The organism is Martinezella sp. CNPSo 3732, assembly GCF_057784515.1.
In genome coordinates, this window is the sequence record NZ_JBXSOO010000006.1 from 62,148 (window position 1) to 86,580 (window position 24,433).

General features: G+C 58.4%; 24 protein-coding genes and 1 tRNA gene. 18 read left to right on the forward strand and 7 right to left on the reverse strand.

The window, feature by feature from the left end; all coding sequences use genetic code 11:
* Positions 1–62: 62 nt before the first annotated feature.
* Positions 63–1,397: a GTPase HflX gene (gene hflX, locus AC13RM_RS13860; RefSeq protein ID WP_488555195.1), complete on the forward strand. Its 1,335-nt coding sequence runs from the start codon at positions 63–65 to the stop codon at positions 1,395–1,397.
* Positions 1,398–1,403: 6 nt separating this feature from the next.
* Here hflX and mazG read toward each other — a convergent pair whose 3' ends face one another.
* Entirely contained in the window at positions 1,404–2,252 is an 849-nt protein-coding gene (mazG, locus tag AC13RM_RS13865) for a nucleoside triphosphate pyrophosphohydrolase (RefSeq protein WP_440478238.1), read from the reverse strand.
* Between the two features lie 22 nt (positions 2,253–2,274).
* On the reverse strand, positions 2,275–2,862 hold the full coding sequence (locus AC13RM_RS13870; RefSeq protein ID WP_374821657.1) for a deaminase: 588 nt from the start codon (positions 2,860–2,862) through the stop codon (positions 2,275–2,277).
* A gap of 295 nt (positions 2,863–3,157) precedes the next feature.
* Here AC13RM_RS13870 and cysG point away from each other — a divergent pair, with 295 nt between their 5' ends.
* The 5 genes from cysG (at position 3,158) to AC13RM_RS13895 (ending at position 8,190) form a co-directional block, all read left to right on the forward strand.
* Entirely contained in the window at positions 3,158–4,594 is a 1,437-nt protein-coding gene (gene cysG, locus AC13RM_RS13875) for a siroheme synthase CysG (RefSeq protein ID WP_374821778.1), read from the forward strand.
* Positions 4,595–4,597: 3 nt separating this feature from the next.
* Positions 4,598–4,912: a DUF2849 domain-containing protein gene (locus tag AC13RM_RS13880; protein ID WP_374821654.1), complete on the forward strand. Its 315-nt coding sequence runs from the start codon at positions 4,598–4,600 to the stop codon at positions 4,910–4,912.
* 17 nt (positions 4,913–4,929) lie between these two features.
* On the forward strand, positions 4,930–6,609 hold the full coding sequence (locus AC13RM_RS13885) for a nitrite/sulfite reductase (RefSeq protein ID WP_440478239.1): 1,680 nt from the start codon (positions 4,930–4,932) through the stop codon (positions 6,607–6,609).
* A gap of 11 nt (positions 6,610–6,620) precedes the next feature.
* Positions 6,621–7,133 carry a DUF934 domain-containing protein gene (locus AC13RM_RS13890; protein ID WP_113233436.1) on the forward strand — a complete coding sequence of 171 codons (513 nt, stop codon included), beginning with the start codon at positions 6,621–6,623 and terminating at the stop codon, positions 7,131–7,133.
* A 244-nt stretch (positions 7,134–7,377) separates the two neighbouring features.
* On the forward strand, positions 7,378–8,190 hold the full coding sequence (locus AC13RM_RS13895; protein ID WP_440478240.1) for a ferredoxin--NADP reductase: 813 nt from the start codon (positions 7,378–7,380) through the stop codon (positions 8,188–8,190).
* 54 nt (positions 8,191–8,244) lie between these two features.
* On the opposite strand, the gene AC13RM_RS13900 is transcribed toward AC13RM_RS13895, so the two are convergent.
* The 3 genes from AC13RM_RS13900 to AC13RM_RS13910 all read right to left on the reverse strand — a co-directional run bounded on the left by AC13RM_RS13900 (position 8,245) and on the right by AC13RM_RS13910 (position 9,699).
* A complete protein-coding gene (locus AC13RM_RS13900; RefSeq protein ID WP_440478241.1) occupies positions 8,245–8,859 on the reverse strand; it encodes a GntR family transcriptional regulator in 615 nt (204 codons plus the stop codon).
* A gap of 184 nt (positions 8,860–9,043) precedes the next feature.
* The gene (locus AC13RM_RS13905; RefSeq protein WP_113233439.1) at positions 9,044–9,250 is read right to left on the reverse strand and encodes a hypothetical protein; all 207 of its coding nucleotides are present in this window, start codon (positions 9,248–9,250) and stop codon (positions 9,044–9,046) included.
* A 191-nt stretch (positions 9,251–9,441) separates the two neighbouring features.
* The gene (locus tag AC13RM_RS13910) at positions 9,442–9,699 is read right to left on the reverse strand and encodes a GlsB/YeaQ/YmgE family stress response membrane protein (RefSeq protein ID WP_095434844.1); all 258 of its coding nucleotides are present in this window, start codon (positions 9,697–9,699) and stop codon (positions 9,442–9,444) included.
* Positions 9,700–10,075: 376 nt separating this feature from the next.
* Between AC13RM_RS13910 and AC13RM_RS13915 the strand changes: the two genes are divergently transcribed.
* From AC13RM_RS13915 to AC13RM_RS13925, 3 genes are all read left to right on the forward strand, one after another.
* Positions 10,076–10,151, forward strand: a tRNA-Lys gene (locus AC13RM_RS13915).
* An 882-nt stretch (positions 10,152–11,033) separates the two neighbouring features.
* Positions 11,034–11,513, forward strand: coding sequence for a hypothetical protein (locus AC13RM_RS13920; RefSeq protein ID WP_113233440.1), 480 nt, complete (start codon positions 11,034–11,036; stop codon positions 11,511–11,513).
* A gap of 466 nt (positions 11,514–11,979) precedes the next feature.
* A complete protein-coding gene (locus AC13RM_RS13925) occupies positions 11,980–12,183 on the forward strand; it encodes a hypothetical protein (protein ID WP_113233441.1) in 204 nt (67 codons plus the stop codon).
* Between the two features lie 812 nt (positions 12,184–12,995).
* On the opposite strand, the gene AC13RM_RS13930 is transcribed toward AC13RM_RS13925, so the two are convergent.
* On the reverse strand, positions 12,996–13,274 hold the full coding sequence (locus AC13RM_RS13930) for a PsiF family protein (RefSeq protein ID WP_113233442.1): 279 nt from the start codon (positions 13,272–13,274) through the stop codon (positions 12,996–12,998).
* 283 nt (positions 13,275–13,557) lie between these two features.
* On the opposite strand from AC13RM_RS13930, the gene AC13RM_RS13935 reads away from it, so the two are divergent.
* A complete protein-coding gene (locus AC13RM_RS13935; protein ID WP_440478242.1) occupies positions 13,558–14,325 on the forward strand; it encodes a cytochrome c biogenesis CcdA family protein in 768 nt (255 codons plus the stop codon).
* 65 nt (positions 14,326–14,390) lie between these two features.
* Complete coding sequence (locus AC13RM_RS13940; RefSeq protein ID WP_440478243.1) at positions 14,391–15,353, forward strand: AEC family transporter; 963 nt, start codon at positions 14,391–14,393, stop codon at positions 15,351–15,353.
* Here the strand turns inward: AC13RM_RS13940 and AC13RM_RS13945 are convergent.
* Positions 15,330–16,532 (reverse strand): UbiH/UbiF family hydroxylase, encoded by a 1,203-nt coding sequence (locus AC13RM_RS13945; protein WP_113233445.1) that lies wholly within the window; start codon positions 16,530–16,532, stop codon positions 15,330–15,332. The genes AC13RM_RS13940 and AC13RM_RS13945 overlap by 24 nt on opposite strands.
* A 212-nt stretch (positions 16,533–16,744) precedes the next feature.
* Here AC13RM_RS13945 and pcsA point away from each other — a divergent pair, with 212 nt between their 5' ends.
* From pcsA to ytfQ, 7 genes are all read left to right on the forward strand, one after another.
* Complete coding sequence (gene pcsA, locus AC13RM_RS13950) at positions 16,745–17,470, forward strand: phosphatidylcholine synthase (RefSeq protein WP_015339851.1); 726 nt, start codon at positions 16,745–16,747, stop codon at positions 17,468–17,470.
* 37 nt (positions 17,471–17,507) lie between these two features.
* Positions 17,508–18,491, forward strand: coding sequence for a quinone oxidoreductase family protein (locus AC13RM_RS13955; protein ID WP_440478244.1), 984 nt, complete (start codon positions 17,508–17,510; stop codon positions 18,489–18,491).
* Positions 18,492–18,532: 41 nt separating this feature from the next.
* Entirely contained in the window at positions 18,533–20,107 is a 1,575-nt protein-coding gene (locus tag AC13RM_RS13960; protein ID WP_488555196.1) for an ABC transporter ATP-binding protein, read from the forward strand.
* A complete protein-coding gene (locus AC13RM_RS13965) occupies positions 20,097–21,182 on the forward strand; it encodes an ABC transporter permease (protein ID WP_374821625.1) in 1,086 nt (361 codons plus the stop codon). Before AC13RM_RS13960 ends, AC13RM_RS13965 begins: the two co-directional genes overlap by 11 nt.
* Positions 21,179–22,099 (forward strand): ABC transporter permease, encoded by a 921-nt coding sequence (locus AC13RM_RS13970; protein WP_374821622.1) that lies wholly within the window; start codon positions 21,179–21,181, stop codon positions 22,097–22,099. The genes AC13RM_RS13965 and AC13RM_RS13970 overlap by 4 nt, the downstream gene beginning before the upstream one ends.
* A gap of 53 nt (positions 22,100–22,152) precedes the next feature.
* A complete protein-coding gene (locus AC13RM_RS13975) occupies positions 22,153–23,229 on the forward strand; it encodes a BMP family ABC transporter substrate-binding protein (RefSeq protein ID WP_113233450.1) in 1,077 nt (358 codons plus the stop codon).
* A 143-nt stretch (positions 23,230–23,372) separates the two neighbouring features.
* Positions 23,373–24,335, forward strand: a complete 963-nt coding sequence (gene ytfQ, locus AC13RM_RS13980; RefSeq protein WP_069612140.1) for a galactofuranose ABC transporter, galactofuranose-binding protein YtfQ — start codon at positions 23,373–23,375, stop codon at positions 24,333–24,335.
* Positions 24,336–24,433 lie beyond the last annotated feature (98 nt).

Sequence of the window (24,433 nt, forward strand, 5' to 3'; positions counted from 1 at the left end):
TCACGACACGCGATACCAAAAATGCTTCCCTCATCCCGGAGACCGTAAAACACCGGGATGACATGCGCGCCGTTGTCGTCGTGCCTGTACTGAAACAGGCGCGCGCCGCGCGTTCCGCTCAAGCCGACAGTGCCATCTCCGTTTCACGCCCGCCCGAAAGCCGGCTGGAAGAGGCCAAGGGTCTCGCGCTCGCCATCGACCTCGATGTCGTCAACGGCTCCATCGTTCCGATCAACGACCCGCGGCCGGCAACCCTGCTCGGAACCGGCAAGATCGAGGAAATCCTCGCGCTGCTCGATGAATTCAACGCCGGGCTCGTCATCGTCGATCATCCCCTGACGCCCGTTCAGCAGCGCAATCTCGAGAAGGCATGGAACGCCAAGGTCATCGACCGTACCGGCCTCATTCTCGAAATCTTCGGCCGCCGCGCTTCCACCAAGGAAGGCACGCTGCAGGTCGAGCTTGCACATCTGAATTATCAGAAGGGCCGGTTGGTTCGAAGCTGGACCCACCTTGAACGCCAGCGCGGCGGCGCCGGCTTCATGGGCGGCCCGGGTGAAACTCAGATCGAAGCCGACCGTCGCATGCTGCAGGAACGGATCATCCGGCTGGAGCGCGAGCTGGAGCAGGTCGTTCGCACCCGGCAGCTTCATCGCGCCAAGCGAAAGAAGGTGCCGCATCCAATCGTGGCTCTTGTCGGCTACACCAATGCCGGCAAGTCGACGCTGTTCAACCGCATTACCGGCGCCGGCGTTCTTGCCGAAGACATGCTGTTTGCGACGCTCGACCCGACGCTGCGCCGCATGAAGCTGCCGCATGGCCGAACCGTCATCCTCTCAGATACCGTCGGCTTCATCTCCGACCTGCCGACTCACTTGGTGGCCGCGTTTCGCGCAACGCTGGAAGAGGTGCTGGAAGCCGACCTAATCCTGCATGTCCGCGATCTCTCGGATGACGATAATCAGGCGCAAAGCGCCGACGTCATGCGCATTCTCGGCGATCTCGGCATTGGCGAGGCGGAAGGTGCGGAGCGCATCCTCGAGGTCTGGAACAAGATCGACCGCCTGGAACCGGAAGTTCACGATGCCATCGTCCAGAAGGCGTCGACAACAGAAAACGTCATTGCCGTCTCGGCGATATCAGGCGAGGGCGTCGATCGTCTGATGGATGAAATCAGCCGGCGTCTCTCCGGCGTGCTGACGGAAACGACGATTACACTGCCTGTCGAAAAGCTGGCACTCCTGCCCTGGCTTTACAATCATGCTGTCGTCGACAACCGCGAGGACAATGAGGACGGAACGGTGACGCTCGACGTCCGCCTGACCGAGGCTGAAGCGGCTGAATTGGAGCGGCGCATGGGCAATGGCCCGAAGCCGCAACGCGACGACTGGGAATAGGCGGGTTTACGCCGACTTGACGCCCGTCAGCTGCCGCTCGATGGCTTTAGCCGACTGCCAGATCTCCTCCATCCGCTCCAGCGAGGCACCTTCCAGCGTCTCGCCTTCAGCTTCAAGCGTCGTTTCGATGTGATGGAAGCGGCGGCGGAACTTGGTGTTCGTTCCGCGCAAAGCCTGCTCCGGATCGGCCTTCACATGCCGGCCGATATTGACGACGGCGAAGATCAGGTCGCCGAGTTCGTCGCTGACCTTGGCCTTGTCGCCGCTTGCAAGTGCTGCCCGCAATTCGCCGATCTCCTCTTCGATCTTGTCGAGGATCGGTTCGGGCGCCGACCAGTCGAAACCGACCTTGGCGGCGCGCTCCTGCAATTTCAAGGCTTCCGTCAGGGCAGGGAAGGTCCGCTGCACCGAGCCCAGGAAACCGGCCTTGAAATCTTCCGTAATGCCGTTCTTCGCCCGCCGTTCGGCCCGTTCGCGCTTCTCCTCGGCTTTGATCCGATCCCATTGCAGCGTCACCGCATCCTCGGTCTTGGCATCGGAGACGGCAAAGACATGCGGATGGCGGCGGATCATCTTGCGGGTGATGGCGTGCACGACATCACCGAAGGAAAATGCGCCGGCCTCCTCTGCGATCCGCGCGTGGAAGACAACCTGCAGCAGGAGATCGCCGAGCTCGTCGCAAAGATCGTCGTTATCCTTGCGCTCGATCGCATCGGCCACTTCATAGGCTTCCTCGATCGTGTAGGGCTTGATGGTTTCGAAGGTCTGGACGATGTCCCAAGGGCAGCCGCTTTCTGGGTTCCGCAGCGCCGCCATGATATCGATCAGGCCGGAAATGTCTCGCGATGCTTCCATCGTTGCCTCAAATTTTGTTCTGTCAGTTCAAAGGAATGTCGTTGCTGCTCTTCGACGCCTGGTAGTTTTCGGAGAGATCGGCATAGGCCTGCTTGATGCGCGCTGTCTGTTCCTTCAGCTCGCCTTTGCGTAGGTCCGCTTCCATCTCTACCAGGTCGGAAATGGCAAAGCTGTTCCAGAATGCGTTTCGACGGCGATAGCCACCCGGCTCCAGGCCGAAGACTTCTTTCAGGATCTTGAGATCATGCGGGATCGCAAAGGCATCCCGGGAATCTTCATGGCTGAAGAAATAGTAGAAATTGTCGAAACCGGCCCAGGTGATCGCCGACATGCACATGGTGCAGGGCTCATGAGTCGACAGAAAGATCAAGTCCTTGGTCGCGGGCTTCTCGCCGAGTTCGTAGAAGCGCTTCAGGGTGTGAACCTCGCCATGCCAGAGCGGGTTTTTCAGTTCATTGTTAGTTTCCGCGACGACGAGCGAGAGATCGGACTTGCGCAGAATGGCAGCCCCGAAGATCTTGTTGCCGGCCGTCACGCCCTGGCGTGTCAGGGGTAAGATGTCGTGCTCGACGACGTTGAGGAGGCGTGCAGCGATGCTGTTGTCAGACAAGGGTTTTCTCCAACGATTTTCGCTGCAGTCTATCGGGGTTGCAAATGTCGCGGTATGCGTAAATAACTTAAAGACTGTGTTTGCCACAAGCAATAAAGCAGCTCGGCAACGGGGCCGAGTCACAAAAATCTATAGATTTTATAGGCTTATTGCGATCTGCTCGCCTGGTGAGTTTTGCTCAAATCCTTGACATGTCGAGCAAAAGAATACGCGCATGCATGGGCATTAGAATTTCTGTTTCTTCAATCTCTTGGCCGCAGGGGCGATATTCGCCAAATCTCGAAGTGGAACCATGATGCCTCCCAGGACTGAACAGCTTTCGGTGTTTCCCGCTTTCTTCCGCGTGGAAGGAAGGGTGGCGGCTGTCTTCGGCAATGGCGACGAGGCTTTTGCCAAGGTACGGCTGCTTTTGAACACGCAGGCCCGGATCGTCGCCTACGCGTCGGCGCCGGAGGCGGATTATCATGCCTTTCTCATCGCCAACCGCATCGAAATCGTACGCGGCGATTTTTCACCCGATCAGGTCAAGGGCGCGACGCTCGTCTTTGCTGCTACTGGTGACGCCGAAGCAGATCGCGCCATCGTCGACGCGGCTCGCGCCGAGCGAATTCCGGCAAACGCCGTCGATCAGCCCGACTATTGCGATTTCTACACGCCGGCTCTGGTCAATCGTGCGCCTGTTGCCGTCGCAATCGGCACCGAGGGTGCCGGACCTGTGCTGGCGCAGATGATCCGCGCGCAGATCGACCAGATGTTGTCGCCGTCGCTCGGCAAACTGGCGGAGCTGGCCACGCGCTATCGCAAGCCAGTCGAGCGTTTCGTGGCGCGGGGCGCTGCGCGTCGCGTTTTCTGGCGGCAGTTCTTTTCCGGACCGGTGGCCGATGCCATCAATGCCGGTCATGCCGCACAGGCGGAGCAGGTGGCCGATGAGCTGCTGCAGTCGCCGCGCGATGTCGAGGGTCGCGTCTGGCTGGTCGGCGCCGGCCCCGGCGCTGAAGATCTGCTGACATTGCGCGCGCAGCGCGTGATGATGGAAGCAGATGTCATCGTCTATGACGCGCTGGTGCCGCAGGCGATCGTCGATATGGGCCGTCGCGACGCCGAGCGCCTGTCCGTCGGCAAGCGCAAGGGATGCCATAGCAAGTCGCAGGAAGAGATCAACGATCTGCTGGTGCAGCTTGGCCGCGAAGGCAAGCGTGTCGTGCGGCTGAAGTCGGGCGATCCTCTGGTTTACGGCCGTGCCGGCGAGGAAATGGCGGCTCTGCGCGCCGCCGGTATCGGCTATGAGATCGTTCCGGGCATCACCTCGGCTTTCGCTGCCGCCGCGGATTTCGAACTGCCGCTGACGCTGCGTGGCGTCGCCTCTTCGCTGGTCTTCACAACGGGTCACGATCTCACGGGCGATGTGCTGCCCGATTGGGCGAGTTTGGCCGTATCCGGCGCCACGATTGCCGTGTATATGGGACGCACGGTTGCCGCTTCCGTTGCCGGCCGCCTGATGCAAGCCGGCTTGCCGCCCGAGACGACCGTTGCCATCATCGAGAATGCCAGCCGGCGCGATCGCCGCTTGATGCACGGCATCCTGCGGGATCTGCCCGATCTCGAGCACCGCGATGAGCTGGGCGGGCCGGTTATGGTCATTATCGGCGATGCCGTCGCCGGTGCGAATTTTGAACAATCCGAGCCGCTGGTCCATCGCGAGGCCGCTGCTCAAGACTATGCAAGGAACTGATTGATGGTCGACAAGGTTCTGACCGCAAACCGGCTCACCGATGGCGTCGCCGTCTGGCTGAACGCAAATGGTGAGTGGGTGACATCGCTGCAGGAAGCGCTGGTCGCTCGGCATGCCGAAGCGGAAGCCGCCCTAGAAGCGATCGGCAAGCAGGCCTATGCTGACAACAAAGTCGTCGACGTCAATCTGATCGATGTGCAGGAAACCGGCGGCAAGCTTTGGCCGCTGCGCCTGCGCGAGCGCATCCGCGCCGAAGGCCCCACCATGGAATACGCGCGGGGCTATGCCCCGGCCGATCCCGATTTCATTGCAGTCTGAGAAGTCCCGAGGAAGTCATGTATCGTTACGATGAATTCGACCACGCCTTTGTTGCGGAACGGGTCGCCCAGTTTCGCGATCAGGTGGAGCGGCGCCTCTCGGGTGAGCTTTCGGAAGATGCCTTCAAGCCGCTGCGCCTGATGAACGGCGTTTATCTGCAGCTGCATGCCTATATGCTGCGCATCGCCATTCCCTATGGCACGCTGAGCTCGCGCCAGATGCGCATGCTCGCCCATGTCGCGCGCACCTATGACCGCGGCTATGGCCACTTCACCACGCGTCAGAACCTGCAGTTCAACTGGCCGAAGCTTTCCGAAATGCCGGATGCACTGGCCGATCTTGCTTCTGTCGAGATGCATGCGATCCAGACCTCCGGCAATTGCATTCGCAACGTAACGGCCGATCATTTCGCCGGTGCTGCAGCTGACGAAGTCGCCGATCCCAGGCCCTATGCCGAAATCCTGCGCCAATGGTCGTCGGTTCATCCGGAATTTTCCTTCCTGCCGCGCAAGTTCAAGATCGCCGTCACCGGCGCCGAGCGCGACCGTGCCGCCATTCAGGTGCATGATGTCGGCCTGCATCTGAAGAAGAACGACAAGGGCGAGATCGGTTTTGCTGTCTATGTCGGCGGCGGGCAGGGGCGTACACCGCTGGTTGCCAAGCTGATCCGCGACTATTTGCCGGAAGCGGATCTTCTCTCCTACATCACCGCCATCATGCGTGTTTACAATCTGCATGGCCGCCGCGACAACAAGTACAAGGCGCGCATCAAGATCCTCGTGCATGAAACGGGCGCCGAGGAACTGGCACGTCAGGTCGAAGTCGAGTTCGACAAGCTGCGAGACACCGAACTGAAGCTGCCGGAAGCCGATGTCCAGGCCATCTCGGCCTATTTCGCACCGCCGGCGCTGCCTGAACGCCCCGAAGGTTGGGAAAGCCTGGCGCGCTGGAAGAAGGCCGATCCGGCTTTTGCGCGCTGGGTGCAGCAGAACGTCCAGCCGCACAAGAACCCCGATTACGGCATGGTGACAATCTCGCTGAAGCCGATCGGCGGCATTCCTGGCGATGCGACGGATGTCCAGATGGAAGCCGTCGCCGATATTGCCGAGGAATATGCCTTCGACGAAATTCGCGTCAGCCACGAGCAGAACCTCATCCTGCCGCATGTGGCGCTGGCCGATCTCGAAGCCGTCTATCGCGGTCTGGTGGCCAACGGTCTCGAAACGGCAAATGCGGGCCTGATCACTGATATCATCGCCTGTCCCGGTCTCGATTATTGCGCGCTTGCCAACGCGCGTTCCATTCCGGTTGCGCAGGAAATCTCCACACGTTTCGGTTCGCCCGAGCGGCAGGCGGAGATCGGCGAGCTGAAGATCAAGATTTCCGGCTGCATCAATGCCTGCGGCCATCACCATGTCGGTCATATCGGCCTGCTTGGGGTCGAGAAGAAGGGTGCGGAACTCTATCAGATCACGCTCGGCGGCTCTGGCGACGAGAATACGTCGATCGGCGAGATCATCGGCCGCGGCTTCGAGCCCGATAAGGTGACCGACGCCATCGAGACCATCGTCGATACCTATCTCGGCCTTCGTCTGGATCCTTCCGAAACCTTTCTGACCGCCTACCGTCGAGTCGGGCCGCAGCCGTTCAAGACCGCGCTTTACGGCGCGTCCTCGTCCGCAGCCGAAGCGGCGTAAGGAGATTGATTATGACCAAGATCTGGCGGGAAACCGGCTTCGTGGAAAACGATCCGTGGGTCATCGAGACCGACGAGATTAAGGCGACCGAGCCGCAGAAGCCTCTGCTCGGCCTCGATGCGTTGATCGCAAAGGCGGAAGAGAGCAATGAGGCCGGCCTTGGCGTCGTCATCAAGCCAGCCGATGACGTGACCCGGCTGCAGCCTTATCTCGACCGTCTCGATATCGTCGCGGTCGCCTTTCCGGCATTCAGCGATGGCCGTGCCTTCAGCCATGCGTCGCTGCTGCGCCAACGCCTCGGCTATGCCAATGAGCTGCGTGCTGTCGGCGACGTGCTGATCGACCAGATTCCGTTGATGCTGCGCGTCGGTATCGATAGTTTCGCCGTCACCAACGCAACAGCGCTGAAGCGCCTGTCGGAAAATCGCCTTCCGGGCATTCCGCACTATTATCAGCCGACCGCTCGGCGTGCCGAAGGCGGACAGGCCTATAGCTGGCGGCGATTGCCGGCAAAGTCGGCCTGATGTCGAAAGGCGGCTGTGCGGCAGTTTGACAGTGTCGGATTGCCGTATTCAAGCCTTTCGAATTATGTACGTTCAGTGATATGGAAACTTGACTGGAATAGGCATATTTCAGTCCTATCCAGTCGGTTGGAATGGAATGCCTTTCAAAACCGGCTATATTGTTATATCAGCGTCGCGAAATGAGCCTGCCAGGGAATACGTGCCCAGGAAAAACGCGTAAGACTAATACGGGATTCGAGACAGAATGAACGCCCCCGCAAAGACAGATGAATTTGCCTCAGCAGTACCCGCCGGCGTTTTCGCCGAGAAGGTGCTGAGCGTCACACATTATACCGACCGGCTCTTTCGCTTCACCATGACCCGGCCGCAGGGCTTCCGTTTCCGCTCGGGCGAGTTCGCCATGATTGGCCTCATGGTCGATGGCAAACCGCTTTATCGCGCTTATTCGATCGCAAGCCCCGCCTGGGCCGATGAACTCGAGTTCTTTTCCATCAAGGTGCCGGATGGTCCGCTGACCTCGCACCTGCAAAATATCAAGCCCGGCGACGAAGTGCTGATGCGCAAGAAGCCGACCGGCACGCTGGTTCTAGACGCGCTGACCCCCGGCCGTCGGCTCTATATGTTCTCGACCGGTACCGGGGTTGCGCCGTTTGCGAGCCTCATCCGCGATCCCGAAACCTATGAAAAGTTCGAGGAAGTGATCCTCACCCACACGACGCGCGATGTTGCCGAGCTAAAATACGGTTTCGATCTCGTCGAGGAAATCCGCAATGACGAGATCCTCAGCGAAGTCGTCGGCGATAAGCTGCGCCACTACGCGACCGTCACCCGCGAAGAATTCCCCTTCAAGGGCCGCATCACCGATCTCATCGAAAACGGCAAGCTTTTCAGTGATCTCGGCGTACCGTCGTTGGATCCAGCAATCGATCGCGGTATGATCTGCGGCTCCTCCGCCATGCTGAAGGACACCAAGAGCCTGCTCGAAAAGGCCGGCCTGAACGAGGGTGCCAACAACAAGCCGGCCGAGTTCGTCATCGAACGCGCTTTCGTCGGTTAAGCGAATTATTCCAATGCTAAATGAAAGGCGGTTTCCGCAACGAAGCCGCCTTTTTCATGCATTGTTGAGATAATCGATGAGTGCGGCCATGGCGATGCGTGCCTTGTCGGCATCGCCGCCGCGGATGGCGTCTATCGCCTGAATATGCATGGCAATCGCGCCGTCCATGCGGTCGTGCGTTCCAGTCGAATACCACAGCCGGCGCGCATGTGTTTGAACCGGGGCGAGCGCCGCTGTGATGAAATTGTTGGGGCAGGCCGTTTCCAATACCTCGTCGAAGGCCTTGTCGGCGGCGAAAAAAGCTGGCAAGTCGCCGGTACCGGCGCATTCCGCCATCCGTCGGGCGCATTCCCGCAATCGCTCCCTCTGCTGCGGATCGGCACAGGTGGCGGCGAGCGCGGCGGCAATCGGTTCCAGTTCGCGCCGCACCTGCATGACATATTGATGATCTTCCGGACGAATTTCCGCGATTTGCAGGCCGACGCGCGGGCGCACATGGATCAATCCCTGCCAGGCAAGCTTCTGAATGGCCTCGCGCACCGGCGTCCGTCCGTGCCCCGCCATCTCGATCAGCTGTTTTTCGGTCACAAGGCCGCCTGGCTTCAACTCAAGCGACACAATCGCATATTCCAGCGCGAGATAGGCAAGATGGCTGAGTGAATTCTGCATCCGAAATTATGTCCGGCTTATGCGTGAGGGCACACAGTGTCATCTGGCCTCGTCGAAGGCAACGGTCGTGATACGTCAACAAGGCCGGCTTGGCGGCCCGTTCAAATCGCCTTACCGGAAATCGTCGTCCCTCAGGGCCGACGATTTCGGGATATTTCGCAAGTGGAGCAAAGGAGCCGCGTCGTTATTGGCCGATTGCGGTGGCAAGGGTAGGCGGTCTTCGTTTGGCGGCCATGAGCAGGTCCAGCTCGGTGGACGACGGGCCGAACTTGTAGAAGAGGCGTTTTGCCTCCGCATCGTCGAGACGGTATTTCCGTGTAAACTCGGCAATGCTGTATGGGCGGCCGCGGATGACTTTGCGGGTGGTTGTCCGATTGGCGTTTTCCGTCATGTTTCCAACCTCCTTTCGGTTCCATTTTGGTAGATAGCGCCGAGGTCGCGCTTGGGAAGGCCTCAAAAGCCGCGGCTTATTTTCGCGGTCTTGCGTCCCACCGGGCGAGCGTAACAAAAAAGGGAAGGCGGTTTGGCCCGCCTTCCCTTTTTTCCTCTTCCCGATTTGGGCTTGCGCAGCCCGATGCGCTGCTAACGTCTGATCAGTCGACCGACGAAAATCAGAATGCAGGCGCCGATGAAACCTGTGATCAGGTAGTTCAGCCATACATGGAACGGCAGGACGATGCCGAGCGTACGGAAAAGCCAGCTGGCGACAAGCGCACCGACAATGCCGAGGATGATGTTCATGATTATGCCCGTGTTGCTTTTCATGATCATCTCGGCGAACCAGCCAGCTAGGCCGCCGATGATAATTGCTGCAATCCAACCGACGTTTGCGTCTTCCATAAAGAACCTCCTGAGGGCCCGACAGGTTGTTAACAATAGCTGATATACACCAAAAACGATTCGCACCCCAACTGTTGCGGATGGCGAGTCGATCGATCCGTTCATTGCAACCCTGATTATTAAGGGAAATTGTTACGGTTGTTTGGGTCTTTGAGAACCGTTTGCCTTGTTGGAGCTCATCCGCCTATGGCGTCGGATTTCCGATTTTCTTTAATAATAGGCGATTTCTTCAGTTCGATGCCGTCATTTCGCGGTAGCGAGGTGAGGAAAAGCATCTTTGATCGCTCGCAGCCACAATTTTATGGGTTGACCACAATAGGGCGTCTGCATATGTTCCGCGCACTTCCAACCGGGGCAGCCTCTGCCTGCGGAGAGGGAGAGCGTAGCTCAGCCGGTAGAGCAACTGACTTTTAATCAGTAGGTCATGGGTTCGAACCCCATCGCTCTCACCATCAGCTTCCTCAATTCTGCAGTTTTTCGGGACTTGGTTCCGCACCCTCTGCCGGGTGCGAGAATGAGGTTTGCTTTTTCTCCGGACAATTCGGAATCCGAAAAAAGACCCGGTATTCGCCTGCTGCAAGGGAGATGCGCGAATCGGGATATTCATTAGGGACCACTGATCGACTAAATGAATGCCCTTCAATACTAAAGGATCATGATGTCTGAACATCTGCGTTCACTAGAGTCGACAAGGCATTGCGTATCGGATCGAAAGCCTAAAGGTGTCATTATTTACATAATGGTCGCCGTCGTTGCGGTTATTATCGGGTCGACTTCTGGGCGGCACGAGAGCGCGGTGCAAGCTGTCTCACCCGTTGCAAAGCTGGTTCATTGAATGGACTGATCGGCTGAGCCAAGGAGCGGTCCAACCGGGCATAACGCAGCAATCTTCGTTTTCGTGTTTGACGTAGATCAGAAGGCTGGATTACGCGATATCGCCGCCTCTTGTTCGTGATATGGGAACAATAGTCTATGAGCGATGATCGATCTTTAGGATTGCGCTGCCGGCAGCTTTCGCAATAGGTCATCCCGACGTCGAGGAGGGTTTGAAATCGAGCCCGCCAAACGCCAGTTCATCAATCAATAACAACGTGCTGCCCCTTGATGGGGCAATGGCTTTGCACGCTTCGACGTCGGCAGATTCAAGGTCTAAATAAATATTTCGAATCTAAGACGGTTGCGTTGTCGTCGACTGCCCAGCGCGCGCCGAGTTTTGTGGCTTGCGATAACGCACAGGTTGTTGATGACATTTGGTCCAAATTGACTGGTGAAGAATACCGACTTGATAGTACCATAACTCCATCAAAGAGATGGTTGGTGAAGACGACGGGCGAATGATGGAATTCGTGGCAGAGCTGTCCCTATGGGAAATTTATGCAATCGTTTGCGGGTTGTTGGGTTCTCTGGGGCTTTTGTTTGGGTTTATAGCAGGCAAGAAGTTTTCGATAGCCTTACGCGTTCTGCCACTGATGGGTATTGCGATCACGACACCGGCAACGGAGCGAATTGTGATCCCTTACCTTACGGAGCGCTATCCCGTGATCTTTGCCAATAAGGATTTGCCTAGGAAGATCGATCAGAAAACCACGCTGACGAAGATAGACCTCACCGACCATATCTATAGCTACTTCTATGATCTTGACGACGATGATGACGATTTTGATCCGCCTCTCGTCAAATCCGCGCAGCTCACGGACCTCTGCGACTTCCTGCTGCCGAAGTTCAGTTCCGGCGAAGCATCTCTGGCCAATTACATCTATCAGCTGAAGGGCAGGGACTATTCGTTTTCGGTCGACAGCACCGACTGCTCCTGACATTTGGACAGGCAAAACATTAAGAAGGCCCTGAGATCGGCGATCGCTTGTGGACGGGTGTCTTCGACGCAGGTCTGCGGCCAGCGCCTATGCAATTATCGGCCTATGCGATTGTGGAAAGCGCGACGACCGCAACCGCAGTCAGGCCACCGAAGATCGGTAGCAGCTTCAGCATAACAAGCCGCGCGAGCTTTTTCCTTTCGACCGACGTCATGATCAGCTTCCTCACATGGCAGCGAAGCTTAAACGCATGAATTTCATGATTCGTTTCACGTCTATCGTCGCATTATAATATTATGTGTCGCTAAAAGTACAGTGAGGGGACGCTTTGTCGCTTCCAGAGACGGAATCCTGCGAAATGCGCTCGGCAGTTGGACGAGAGATTGCCGAGTATGATGGTGTTGTTAGTTCCATCGGAACCTAATCCTGTCACGTGAGTTCCCTTTTCAAAAGACAGGAGGCGCATTTGGCACAGGATCGACAAAGTGAATCGCAGGGCGGACGCGAGAAGAAGCAAGCCCTGGCGAAGATACAGCACAGCAAGGTGCGTAAGGACGACCGGTCGAATAAAGAAAAGGACGAGGCTTCCCTCGTTGCCGATCCCCGCAACAGGCTTGCCGAGGGTAAAGTCGATCCGCTGACAAAAGAGCGCAAGCCTCGGGACGCATGAGTCCCAGGGACGTCTGAGCGATGCACCGATGTCGGATCGTTGCTCGTGCGCGCATGGGCGGTTTCTCATGGAGAGATAATCGCGCAGTCCGACAAAAGTTGCGCAGCGACGATCGCGGGGCGATAATCGTTTCGGTAGCGGCGTTGCTGTTTGCGTCACCGACTTCATTCTCCATCATTTATGAATGCAATGACTTAGGTGACGATCGGTTTATACTGCCGTCGTTCAGCGCGATGGCCATGATGGCAAGAAGAACATATTCGCGCTTCCAGCCTGATTTTATCGCCGCAGCAACGAGGCCCTCGAGCGATGGTTCCAGGGCGAAAAGACAGGCTGTCAGATAGTTAGTCTGTGATGCTGCTTCCGAAGGGGGAGGGTTTATGGCCGGTCTCAACTTCCTACTCCGTCTATAGATTTGAGCGGATAGGGATGGACTGTAATTTCAGCCGGTTTCCCGGGTTTGTCTCGTTTATTGCAGAACATTGCTATGGCCGCGAGAAAGCCGAAGCCTTAATCAATGTCGATAGTGAGCGGGTGGCGATATCCAGATAACGCGCACGTGCTCTTGCCGGCATCAATGGCGCCAGCCTGCAGGGTCATTCCAGAAAAAGTGGCAGCGGTTTTCTGTCGGCATTCCGCAGGAACATATGTCCGACAGAAGGATCGCGGAACAAACGATCATCGCAAGCAAACAGCATCCAGATGCCGCCGCTCGGTCTTTCCGTCAGGGTTATTTGATGAGAGCGCCTGAAGGTCAACTCTACAGCCAGCTGGACGGTAGAGTTGACCACGATTCGAAAATGAAACGAGTTTTAGACCTTGCCGCCGTTCTTCTTGCAATCGCTTCGGAATTTGGCGCGTGCCTTTCCATGCAGACCCTTGGCGTCAGCCTGAGTCGAACATGCCTTGGAGACGGCAGTCTGCGCCGGCTTCGTTGCCTTCGGCTTGGTCGTTGTCGTCGTCGAGGGGGTTGATGTCGTTGCGCTCGGGGTTGTTGTGGTGGTGCTGGGGGTGGTCGCCGTTTGTGCCATGGCACTTACGCTGAAGAGTGCGACAAAGGCTGCAGTCGTGAACATAGTAGCAATACGCATGGGGGCTTTTCCTCCGCTGAGTAGCTGGGGTGGAATGTACGTTGTTCGACGAACATCAACAGCTTGAACCAATATTTTTACAAAAGCAATTCGTTCATCGGGCGGCTTAGCGACCCCTGGTCGAGCCCGGAAAACCGGGGAAAATCGGGGTTTTGCAACAGGCTGCTGGTTTTCCAATTCCGTCAACTTTAAGGCAAGACACCCGCCCGCTCGAAAAGGTGATTGGCTTTCCGGCACTCGCGTCGCTAGGAAAGGAATCGGAATGACATAGCCGGAGCCCATCGTGTCGCTTGCCGATATCTCGCTTCTGAGTGCCTTGCTCGCAGGAGCGCTTTCGTTTCTTTCACCTTGCGTGCTGCCGCTTGTGCCGCCTTATCTCTGCTACATGGCGGGAATCTCGGTCGAGCAGTTTCGCGGAGGTGGTGCAGCCGTAGCGGGAGGCCCGATTGTTCCCAGCCCGGGCGTCCGTGGCAATGTGCTGATGTCGGCGCTGTTCTTCACGTTGGGATTTGCCACCGTATTCATCGCGCTCGGCGCCGGCGCGTCCTCGATCGGCATGCTTTTGCGCCAGCACCTCGATATTCTCGCCAAGATCGGTGGTTTGATCATCGTCATCATGGGGCTGAACTTCCTCGACGTCTTCCGCATCGGCCTTCTGGCCCGGGAGGCACGCTTTCAGAGCGGCGGCAAGCCGGCGACGCTGACGGGCGCCTATATCATGGGTCTTGCCTTCGCTTTCGGCTGGACGCCCTGCATCGGCCCGGTGCTGGGCGCCATCCTCGGCATTGCCGCCTCGCGTGAAACGGTCGGCGCTGGCGCCGGTCTGCTCGCCGTCTATTCGCTCGGCCTTGCCATTCCCTTCTGGATCGCTGCCGGTTTTTCCGGTGCCTTCATGCGCTTTCTCTCCCGTTTCCGCCGCCATCTCGGGACGGTCGAAAAGGTCATGGGCGGGCTTCTGGTGCTGACGGGCCTTGCTTTCATCTTCGGCTATGTCAGCGATATGGCAATCTGGTTTCAGCAGACCTTTCCAATCCTGATGAAAATCGGCTAAGTCGGGCGATACCTTTCGCCCGCATTTCCCTCGGTAAAATGGAACATGCCTGATGGCTCACCCCCATGGCTGATATCATCGGTCTGCTGCTGCCATTCTTCGGCCTGATCCTGACCGGTTACGTTGCCGCACGCGTTACGAAGCAGCCGGCAGAAGCGCTCGGCTGGCTGAATACGTTCATCATCTACGCGGCATTGCCGGCGCTGTTCTTCAAGCTCGTTTCGCAGACGCCGATCGAGCAGCTGACTCGGATAGACTTCATCGCCACCGATATCGCTGCGACCTATTCGATTTTCCTGCTCCTGTTCCTGATCGGCCGTTTCCTGCGCCGCAATTCGCTTGCCGACAGCACCATCCAGGCCTTTGCTGGCACCTACGGCAATATCGGCTATATGGGACCGGGCCTTGCGCTGCTGGCGCTTGGCGAAAAGGCGGCTGTTCCGGTAGCGCTGATCGTATGCTTTGAAAACGCACTGCATTTCATCGTCGCGCCCGCCCTGATGGCGCTGGAAGGCGGCGATAAGCGCTCGCCATGGCGCGTTGCCGCCGATATCGCCCGGAAGGTGCTGCTGCACCCTTTCATCCTGTCGACAGCGCTGGGTTTTGTCGTAGCTGCGTTGTCGCTGCATCAACCGATCGCCTTCGAGCGATTTGTCAATTATCTTGCGCAAGCGGCTGCACCTTGTGCACTATTCGCCATGGGGGTAACACTCGCGCTGCGTCCGCTGAAGCGGATTCCAGTCGAGATCGGCTATATCGTGCCGGCAAAGCTCATCCTGCATCCGTTGATCGTCTATGCCGTTCTGCAAGCTGTCGGCGGCTTCGATCCGATCTGGATCGAGGCGGCGGTCCTTTTGGCGGCGCTGCCGACCGCAACGAACGTCTTCGTCATCGGTCAGCAATATGGTGTCTGGCAGGAGCGGGCCTCCGCAACCATCCTGATCACCACGGCCTGTTCCGTGGTGACGGTTTCCCTCATTCTCTATCTGATAAAGTCGGGCGTCTTACCGGCGCAGCTTTTCCCGTAATGCCGACGAAAAATTGCGCAGGCCGCCACCGGGTTCGATGCCCTCGCGCATGACGATGTTGCGCAGCGGCGCAATGGCGGAAAGCACATGCAGGCCCGCCGCGCGCAGCATCTGTACGGGCAGGAAATCCGATAGCAGCGAACGGTTGAGGAGATCGACGCTCGCCGTACGGCTGACGATGTCAGCACGTCTCTTGCGGTCGAAACTGTCGCCCGCGGTGGCTGGGATCGGCTGGTCGGCGCGCGAGCAAAGAATGTCCGACAGGGCTAAGATGTCGCGAAGGCTGAGATTGAGGCCCTGCGCGCCGATCGGCGGGAAGACGTGGGCTGCCTCGCCGATCAGCGCGGCGCGACCCTTGCCGAAGCGATAGGCCGTCATGCCGGAAAGCGGCCAGACCTGCACGCTGTCCTCGATCGTGACCTGGCCGAGCATCGACTGCATCCGCTCCTCGACCAGCCGGCCGAGTTCTTCGAGCGACTTCTCCGCATTGGCAGCGGCTTCGGCCGGCTTCTGCACCCAGACGAGACTGGAGCGTCTGCCGGGCAGAGGTACCTGCGTGAACGGGCCACTTTCGGTGTGAAATTCCGTGGAGATGTTCTGATGCGGCAGGCTATGCGTGAAATTCAGAACCATCGCCGATTGCGGATAAGACCAGCCCTTGGTCCTGATCCCGAGCGTCTCTCGCACCATCGAATTGCGGCCGTCCGCGCCGACGACGAATGCAGCTTCGATGGAATCGCCATTGTCGAGGGAGATCGAGACACCATCGTGGCGGAAGGCGATTTCGGAAGCCGTGGCTTCGATGGGGCTGACATTGCCTTCCGCTTCAATGGCTTGGCTGAGATTGTCGAGCAACACAGCATTCGGAATATTGTAGCCAAAGGCATCCAGCCCGATTTCGGAAGACCGGAACGAGACGGTCGGCGCCCGCAGCAGCCGCGATGTGCCATCGATGATGCGCATCGTGATCAGTGGCGCGGCCGAAGGTACGATCCTGTCCCATAGCGTCAGGCGCTCCAGAAAGCGGATCGATTGGTCCATCAGAGCCGTCGTCCGCTTGTCGGCTTTATTGTGTGGTGCTGCGACAAGAGCGACGGATCTGCCGCCCCGCGCGAGCGCGAAAGCCGTGATCATGCCGGCGAGCCCACCGCCGATAACGGCCACTTCAATCTGCTTCATATCGATGCCTCAATTGCCTTTGGTTCTGAAAATAAGCGCTTAGCCTGTTGAAATCCATGGGATGAAACATCGCAACGGGTGAAAATGACAACAAGTCGCGCTAGCGTGCCGCGATAAACGCTTTTGCGCTGGCGATGCCGACCAAAGGATGCATATTAGCAAGAAAAACCGCCTGCCGGGGCAGGTGAATAAGCTGACGAGTCGTGGGGCGGATGAAAATCTTCAATTACAAGCGGGTGCCTTATGCGGAGATGCGTGCCTTCTCCGTTCATATACTGACGGCATCCGGATCGTTTCTCGCCTTTCTCGGCGTCGTCGCGGCATCGGAACATCGCTTTGTCGATATGTTCTGGTGGCTTGGCCTGGCGCTGCTGGTCGATGGCATCGACGGGCCGATCGCGCGCAAGGTTCGCGTCAAGGAGGTGCTGCCCAACTGGTCCGGCGATACGCTCGACAATATCATCGATTACGTGACCTATGTGCTGCTGCCGGCATTCGCGCTCTATGAGAGCGGCATGATTGGCGAGCCGTGGTCGTTTGTCGCTGCCGGCATGATCGTCGTTTCCAGTGCCATCTATTACGCCGATACCGGCATGAAGACCGACGAATATTTCTTCTCCGGTTTCCCAGTCGTCTGGAACATGGTGATCTTCACGCTTTTCGTCATCGGCGCCAGCGCTACGACGGCCATGATCCTCGTCGGCGTTTCCGTCGTCCTGACCTTTCTGCCGATCAATTTTCTGCATCCCGTGCGCGTCAAGCGCTTGCGGCCGCTGAACCTTGGCATATTTCTCTTCTGGTCGGCACTCGGCATCTATTCGCTGCTGATGCATTTCGTCATGCCACAATGGGCCGTTGTCCTCTTCATCATCAGCGGTATCTATCTCTACTGCATCGGTGCCGTGCTGCAGTTTTTCCCGTCGCTCGGACGTCAGTAAGGCCCGACCCCAGGGACGTCAGTAAGGATTTTGCATCATGAAGAAGACCAAAGTCATCCGTATCCATGAGAATGGCGGTCCGGAGGTCATGAAGCTGGAGGAGGTGGATCTGCCGCCTCCCGCCGCGGGTGAGGTGCAGCTTCGCCACGCCGCGATCGGCCTCAACTTCATCGATGTCTATTTTCGGTCCGGCCTCTACAAGGCAACACAATTTCCTCTAGCGCTCGGCAAGGAGGCTGCGGGCACGATCATCGAAGTCGGGCCTGGCGTGACCGATTTTGCCGTCGGCGATCGCGTTGCCTATGCCGGCAGCGACGGCGCCTACAGCCTTGAACGCAACGTCGAGACCCGCCATCTGGTCAAAGTACCCGATGATATCACGCTTGAAACTGCGGCATCGATGATGCTGAAGGGCATGACGGCCGAATATCTGCTGAACCGCACCTTCAGAGTCGGACCTGGAACGGCGCTTTTGTTCCACGCGGCCGCCGGCGGTGTCGGCCTGATTGCCGGCCAATGGGCCAAGGCACTGGGAGCTGGTACCGTCATCGGCACTGCCGGTTCCGCCGAGAAGGTCGAACTGGCGCTGGCGCACGGCTACGACCACGTCATCGACTACAGCAAGGAGAATTTTGCCGAGCGCGTCCGCGAGATTACCGGCGGCAAGGGTGTCGACGTCGTCTACGACTCGGTTGGGAAGGATACTTTCCCGCAGTCGCTCGATTGCCTGAAGCCGCGCGGCATGTGGGTCACCTTTGGCCAGTCTTCCGGTCCGATCGAGAATTTCAATCTCGCCATCCTCAATCAGAAAGGCTCGCTCTTTGCCACGCGGCCGAGCCTTTTTGCCTATGTCGGCACACCTGAAGAGTTGAGAGCCAGTGCAAAGGCGTTATTTGCTGTTGTGCAAAGCAGCAAAGTGCGTATCAATATTCATCAAACTTATCCGCTTGCTGATGCAGGGCGCGCGCACGCGGATTTGGAAGCCAGGAAAACGAGTGGAACTACACTACTGATCCCATAGATCCGTAAAGGGCAGGACGGTGGGAAGGAAATGAGGGGAACGTGTCGTCATCCGATGCGCCGGCAACCGGTGCACTATTGTCGGTTCGCAAACTGACGAAACTGTTCGGCAGTTTTACTGCTTGCAACGAAATCGATCTTGAAATCCAGCCGGGAGAAATTCACGCTCTCCTCGGAGAAAACGGCGCAGGTAAATCCACGCTCGTCAAGATGCTGTTCGGCGTGCTCGAACCGTCGCATGGGCAGATCGTTTGGCAGGGGCAACCTGTGTCGATCGACGCCCCGGGCACTGCGCGCAAGCTCGGCATCGGCATGGTGTTTCAGCATTTTTCTTTGTTCGAAGCGCTGACTGTCGCCGAAAATATAGCGCTGTCGCTCGACAGCAACATCCCGCTCGCAAAAATTTCCGAGGAAGCCGCAAAACTTTCGCATGCCTATGGGCTGCCACTCGATCCGAATGCGCATGTCGCCGATCTCTCGGTCGGCGAACGTCAGCGTATCGAGATCGTCCGCGCGCTCCTTCAAAACCCTAGGCTGATCATTCTCGACGAGCCGACTTCCGTTTTGACACCACAGGAAGCCGATCGTCTCTTCGAGACCCTGTTTAAGTTGAGAGACGAGGGGCGCTCGGTGCTCTACATCAGCCATCGGCTTGAGGAAGTGCAGCGCATCTGTTCGCGCGCCACCGTCCTGCGTCACGGCAAGGTCACTGGCGCCTGCGATCCCAGGCAGGAAACGACCGGTTCTCTCGCCCGCATGATGGTCGGAAACGATGTCGCCAGCGTGCAGCACGAGGGCCTCGGTGCGAAGGGAGATATTCTCCTGGAGATTGCCGGCCTTTCGGCACCGGCACGAACCCCCTTTGCCATGGCACTCAAGGAAGTTTCCCTGCGCGTGCGCGCCGGCGAGATCCTGGCGATTGCCGGGGTCGCCGGTAACGGCCAGGGCGAATTGTTCGATGTCATTTCTGGCGAATACACGGTCGCGGCGGATGATCTCGTCCAATTGCGCGGCAAGTCCATCGGTACCAAGGGCATTAATGCGCGCCGACTGATCGGCGCTGGTTTCGTGCCCGAGGAACGCCACGGCCATGCTGCGGTATCCGCATTGAAGCTGTCGGATAACCTCGTGCTCGCCAGGCATCAATCGGACCGCAAATCGTTCCTGGGTGGCGGTTTCTTCAATGTCATCAGGCGTGGCGCGGTCAAGCAGGCGACGAAGCGCATCTGCGAGGCGATGGATGTGCGCAAGAGCGGCGAGGATCCGGCTGCTGGCGCGCTGTCCGGCGGCAATCTGCAGAAGTTCATCGTTGGCCGTGAGCTGGATCGCCAGCCGAGCGTACTCGTCGTCAACCAACCGACCTGGGGCGTCGATGCCGGAGCTGCGAGCCGTATTCGCCAAGCACTGGTCGATCTTGCCCGCGACGGCTCTGCCGTGCTCGTCATCAGCCAGGACCTGGATGAGATTTTCGAAGTCGCGACCGATATCGCCGTCATCTCGGAAGGACGGCTGTCGCCGTCCTATCCGGCCGGTGAGCTGACGCGCGAGAAGATCGGCCTGCTGATGGGCGGTCTGCATGACTCTAAGACGCATTCGGAGCCTGTACATGCGCATTGAGCTTGAAAAGCGCCCGCAGGTCTCCAAGCTGTTCGGCTTGCTATCGCCCCTGCTTGCTCTCGCATTGGCGCTGATCGCCGGCACCATCATGTTCGTCATCATGGGCAAGGATCCCGTCGAAGCGCTCGACGCCTTCTTTGTCGAGCCTCTGCTGGAGGTCTGGTCGCTGCATGAACTGGCGATCAAGGCCGGCCCGCTGATCCTGATCGCCGTCGGCCTTTGCCTCTGCTATCGCTCCAACAATTGGAATATCGGTGCCGAAGGTCAGTTCACGATGGGCGCGATCGCCGGCTCCTTCATCCCGATCGTCTTCACCGATTGGCATTCGCCGATGGTTCTGCCTTTAATGCTGATCGCCGGCGCCATCGGCGGGGCGCTCTATGCCGCTATTCCGGCGCTCCTGAAGGCCCATTTCAATACCAACGAGATCCTGACGAGCCTGATGCTTGTCTATATCGCGCAGCTCTTCCTCGATTGGCTGTCGCGCGGGCCATGGCGCGATCCGCAGGGCCATAACTTCCCGCAGAGCATCGACTTTCCGCCAGAAGCGGTTCTGCCGGCGATCTGGGAGGATTCCGGGCGTGCGCATTGGGGCATCGTCTTTGCCGTAATCGCGGCGGTCCTTGCCTGGTTCGTTATGAAATATACGCTGAAAGGCTTTGAGATAAGCGTGCTCGGCCAGTCGGCGCGGGCAGGGCGCTTTGCCGGTTTTTCCTCGCGGAAAATGGTCTGGTTCGCCTTCCTCGTCTCTGGCGCACTCTCGGGACTGGCTGGCATATCCGAGGTCTCTGGCTCGATTGGCCATCTGCAGCCGGCGATTTCGCCGGGTTACGGTTTCACCGCGATCATCGTCGCCTTTCTTGCGCGCCTTAATCCGCTCGGAACCATTCTCTCCGGTCTCGTATTGGCGCTGACCTATCTCGGCGGTGAAGCCGCACAATTGTCGCCGGGTATTTCCGCCAAGGCAGCCAGCGTCTTCCAGGGCTTGCTTTTGTTCTTCGTGCTCTCCTGCGACACACTGATCTATTACAAAATCCGTGTGGTTTGGTCGCGGGTCCGTGGAGGTGCGGCATGAGTGTGTTTGAAGCCATCCTGCTCACCATCATCACCGCGTCGACGCCGCTCGTCATTGCCGGCTTGGGTGAACTGGTGGTGGAACGCTCCGGAGTCCTCAACCTCGGTGTCGAAGGCATGATGATCATCGGTGCGGTCGCTGCTTTCGTCGGGGCGCAGATGAGCGGATCGCCCTATGTCGGCCTGCTGACCGGCATCATCGGGGGCGCGCTCTTTTCGCTGCTGTTCGGTTTCCTCACGCTGACGCTGGTGACGAACCAGGTCGCGACCGGCCTGGCGCTGACCATCCTTGGGCTCGGCCTTTCCGGCATGATCGGCGAAGGCTATGTCAGTGTGCCGGGCGTGCAGCTGCACGAAATCGTATTTCCGTTGCTGTCGGATATACCGTTCCTCGGTCCGGTGCTGTTCAAGCAGGACCTGACCTTCTATCTGTCGATCGCGCTGCTCATCGGCGTCAACTGGTTCCTTTTCCGCAGCCGTGCCGGCCTGAAGCTGCGCGCCGTCGGCGATAGCCATGGCTCGGCCCATGCACTCGGCATCGACGTCATCCGCACCCGCTATCTCGCGGTCATGTTCGGGGGTGCCTGCGCGGGGCTTGCAGGCGCTCAGCTGTCGCTCGTCTACACACCGCAATGGGTCGAGAACATGTCGGCCGGCCGCGGCTGGGTGACGCTGGCATTGGTCGTCTTCGCATCCTGGCGGCCGATGCGCGTTCTGGCTGGCGGCTATCTCTTTGGCGCCGTGACGATCCTGCAATTCCATGCGCAGGGCTTCGGCGTCGGCATTCCCTCGCAATTCCTGTCGATGCTGCCCTATGCATCGACTATTGTGGTTCTCGTCATCATCTCTCAAAATCGCCGCGCGACCTTGATCAACACGCCAGCGTCGCTCGGCAAAGCCTTCGTTCCGGAGCGCTGATTGCAACAGCCGGACCGATTTCTGCAAAACATGTCAAACCAGTAGGGGTAACCATGAAAAAACTAGCACTCGCCCTCACAACGACAGCCGCTGCCATCGTTGGTTTCGCTGCCGCCGCTGAAGCGGCACCGACCAAGGTCTGCTTCGTCTATGTCGGTTCGCACACGGACGGCGGCTATTCGCAGGCGCACGATCTCGGCCGTCAGCAGATCCAGAAGGAATTCGGCAACAAGATCGAGACGCCTTATCTCGAAAACGTGCCGGAAGGCCCGGATGCCGAGCGCGCCATCGAGCGTCTTGCCCGTTCTGGCTGCTCGCTGATCTTCTCGACTTCGTTCGGCTTCATGGACGCGACCGTCAAGGTTGCCGCCAAGTTCCCGAAGGTGAAGTTCGAGCACGCGACCGGCTTCAAGAGCGGCCCGAATCTCGCGACCTACAACTCGCGCTTCTATGAAGGCCGCTATATCCTCGGCCAGATCGCCGCCAAGACGTCGAAGAATCATGGTGCCGCCTACATCGCGTCCTTCCCGATTCCGGAAGTGGTGATGGGCATCAACTCCTTCGAGCAGGGCGCCCGCTCCATCGATCCGAGCTTCAAGCTGAAGGTCGTATGGGTCAACACCTGGTTCGACCCGGGCAAGGAAGCCGATGCTGCCAAGGCCATGGTCGACCAGGGCGTCGATATTCTGACGCAGCACACCGATACGACGGCGCCGATGCAGGTGGCTGAAGAGCGCGGCATTCACGCGTTCGGGCAGGCTTCCGACATGATCAAGGCTGGCCCGAAGGCGCAGCTGACGGCGATCGTCGACACCTGGGGCAACTACTACTCCAAGCGCGTTCATGCGTTGCTCGACGGCACGTGGAAGTCCGAACAGAGCTGGGACGGCCTGAAGGACGGCATCCTGAAGATGGCCGACTATACGAACATGCCTGACGACGTGAAGAAGATGGCCCAGGAAACCGAAGCCAAGATCAAGTCCGGCGAGCTGGCTCCCTTCACCGGTCCGATCAACAAGCAGGACGGCACGCCCTGGCTCAAGGCTGGCGAAAAGGCTGATGACGGCACGCTGCTCGGGATGAACTTCTACATCGAAGGCGTGGACGACAAGCTGCCGGCTTCGAAGTAATTCCGACCACATAGGTAAAGTTGAAAAAGGGCGTCTCGATCGCCCTTTTTTGTTGCACTGCATCATCGAATGTCGATTTACAAAAGTATTACTATATGATTTTTTGACGGCGGGCCTGAGGAGATGGCCTTTGGGAGATAATCATGAAATTTAAGACCGCACTCGTTAGTGCTACGATTCTCGCTGCCTGCATGTTCACATCGGCATCGGCTAAAGACCTGGTCGTCGGATTCTCGCAAATCGGTTCGGAGTCTGGTTGGCGTGCGGCCGAAACGACGCTGACGAAGCAGGAAGCCAAGAAGCGCGGCATCGATCTGAAGTTCGCCGATGCGCAGCAGAAGCAGGAAAACCAGATCAAGGCAATCCGGTCGTTCATCGCGCAGGGCGTTGATGCGATCCTGCTGGCCCCGGTCGTCGAGACCGGCTGGGATGCTGTCCTGAAGGAAGCCAAGGAAGCCAAGATCCCGGTCATTCTGCTTGATCGCACGGTCGCCGCGCCGAAGGACCTTTATCTGACGGCTGTCACGTCCGACTTGGTTCATGAAGGCAAGGTTGCCGGCGACTGGCTCGTGAAGACGGTCGGCGACAAGAAGTGCAACATCGTCGAGCTGCAGGGGACGACCGGCTCCTCGCCGGCCATCGCCCGCAAGAAGGGCTTCGAGGAAGCCATCAAGGGTCACGACAACCTGAAGATCGTTCGCAGCCAGACCGGCGATTTCACCCGCGCCAAGGGCAAGGAAGTCATGGAAAGCTTCCTGAAGGCTGAAAACGGCGGCAAGGATATCTGCGCGCTCTACGCCCATAACGACGATATGGCCGTCGGCGCCATTCAGGCGATCAAGGAAGCTGGCCTGAAGCCGGGCAAGGACATCCTGACCGTGTCGATTGATTCGGTTCCGGATCTCTTCAAGGCAATGGCTGCGGGTGAGGCGAACGCAACCGTTGAGCTGACGCCGAACATGGCTGGTCCGGCCTTCGATGCGCTCGATGCCTACCTGAAGACCAAGAAAGAGCCGCCGAAGTGGATCCAGACGGAATCCAAGCTCTATACCCAGGCCGATGATCCGCAGAAGGTCTACGAGCAGAAGAAGGACCTCGGCTACTAAGACGAAAGCTCATCGCACCGGATCGGCAATGCCGCGCCGGTGCGATATCTTGTGCAAGATGCCGGCGCACCCACGGAATGCGCCGGCTATCGCTTTCG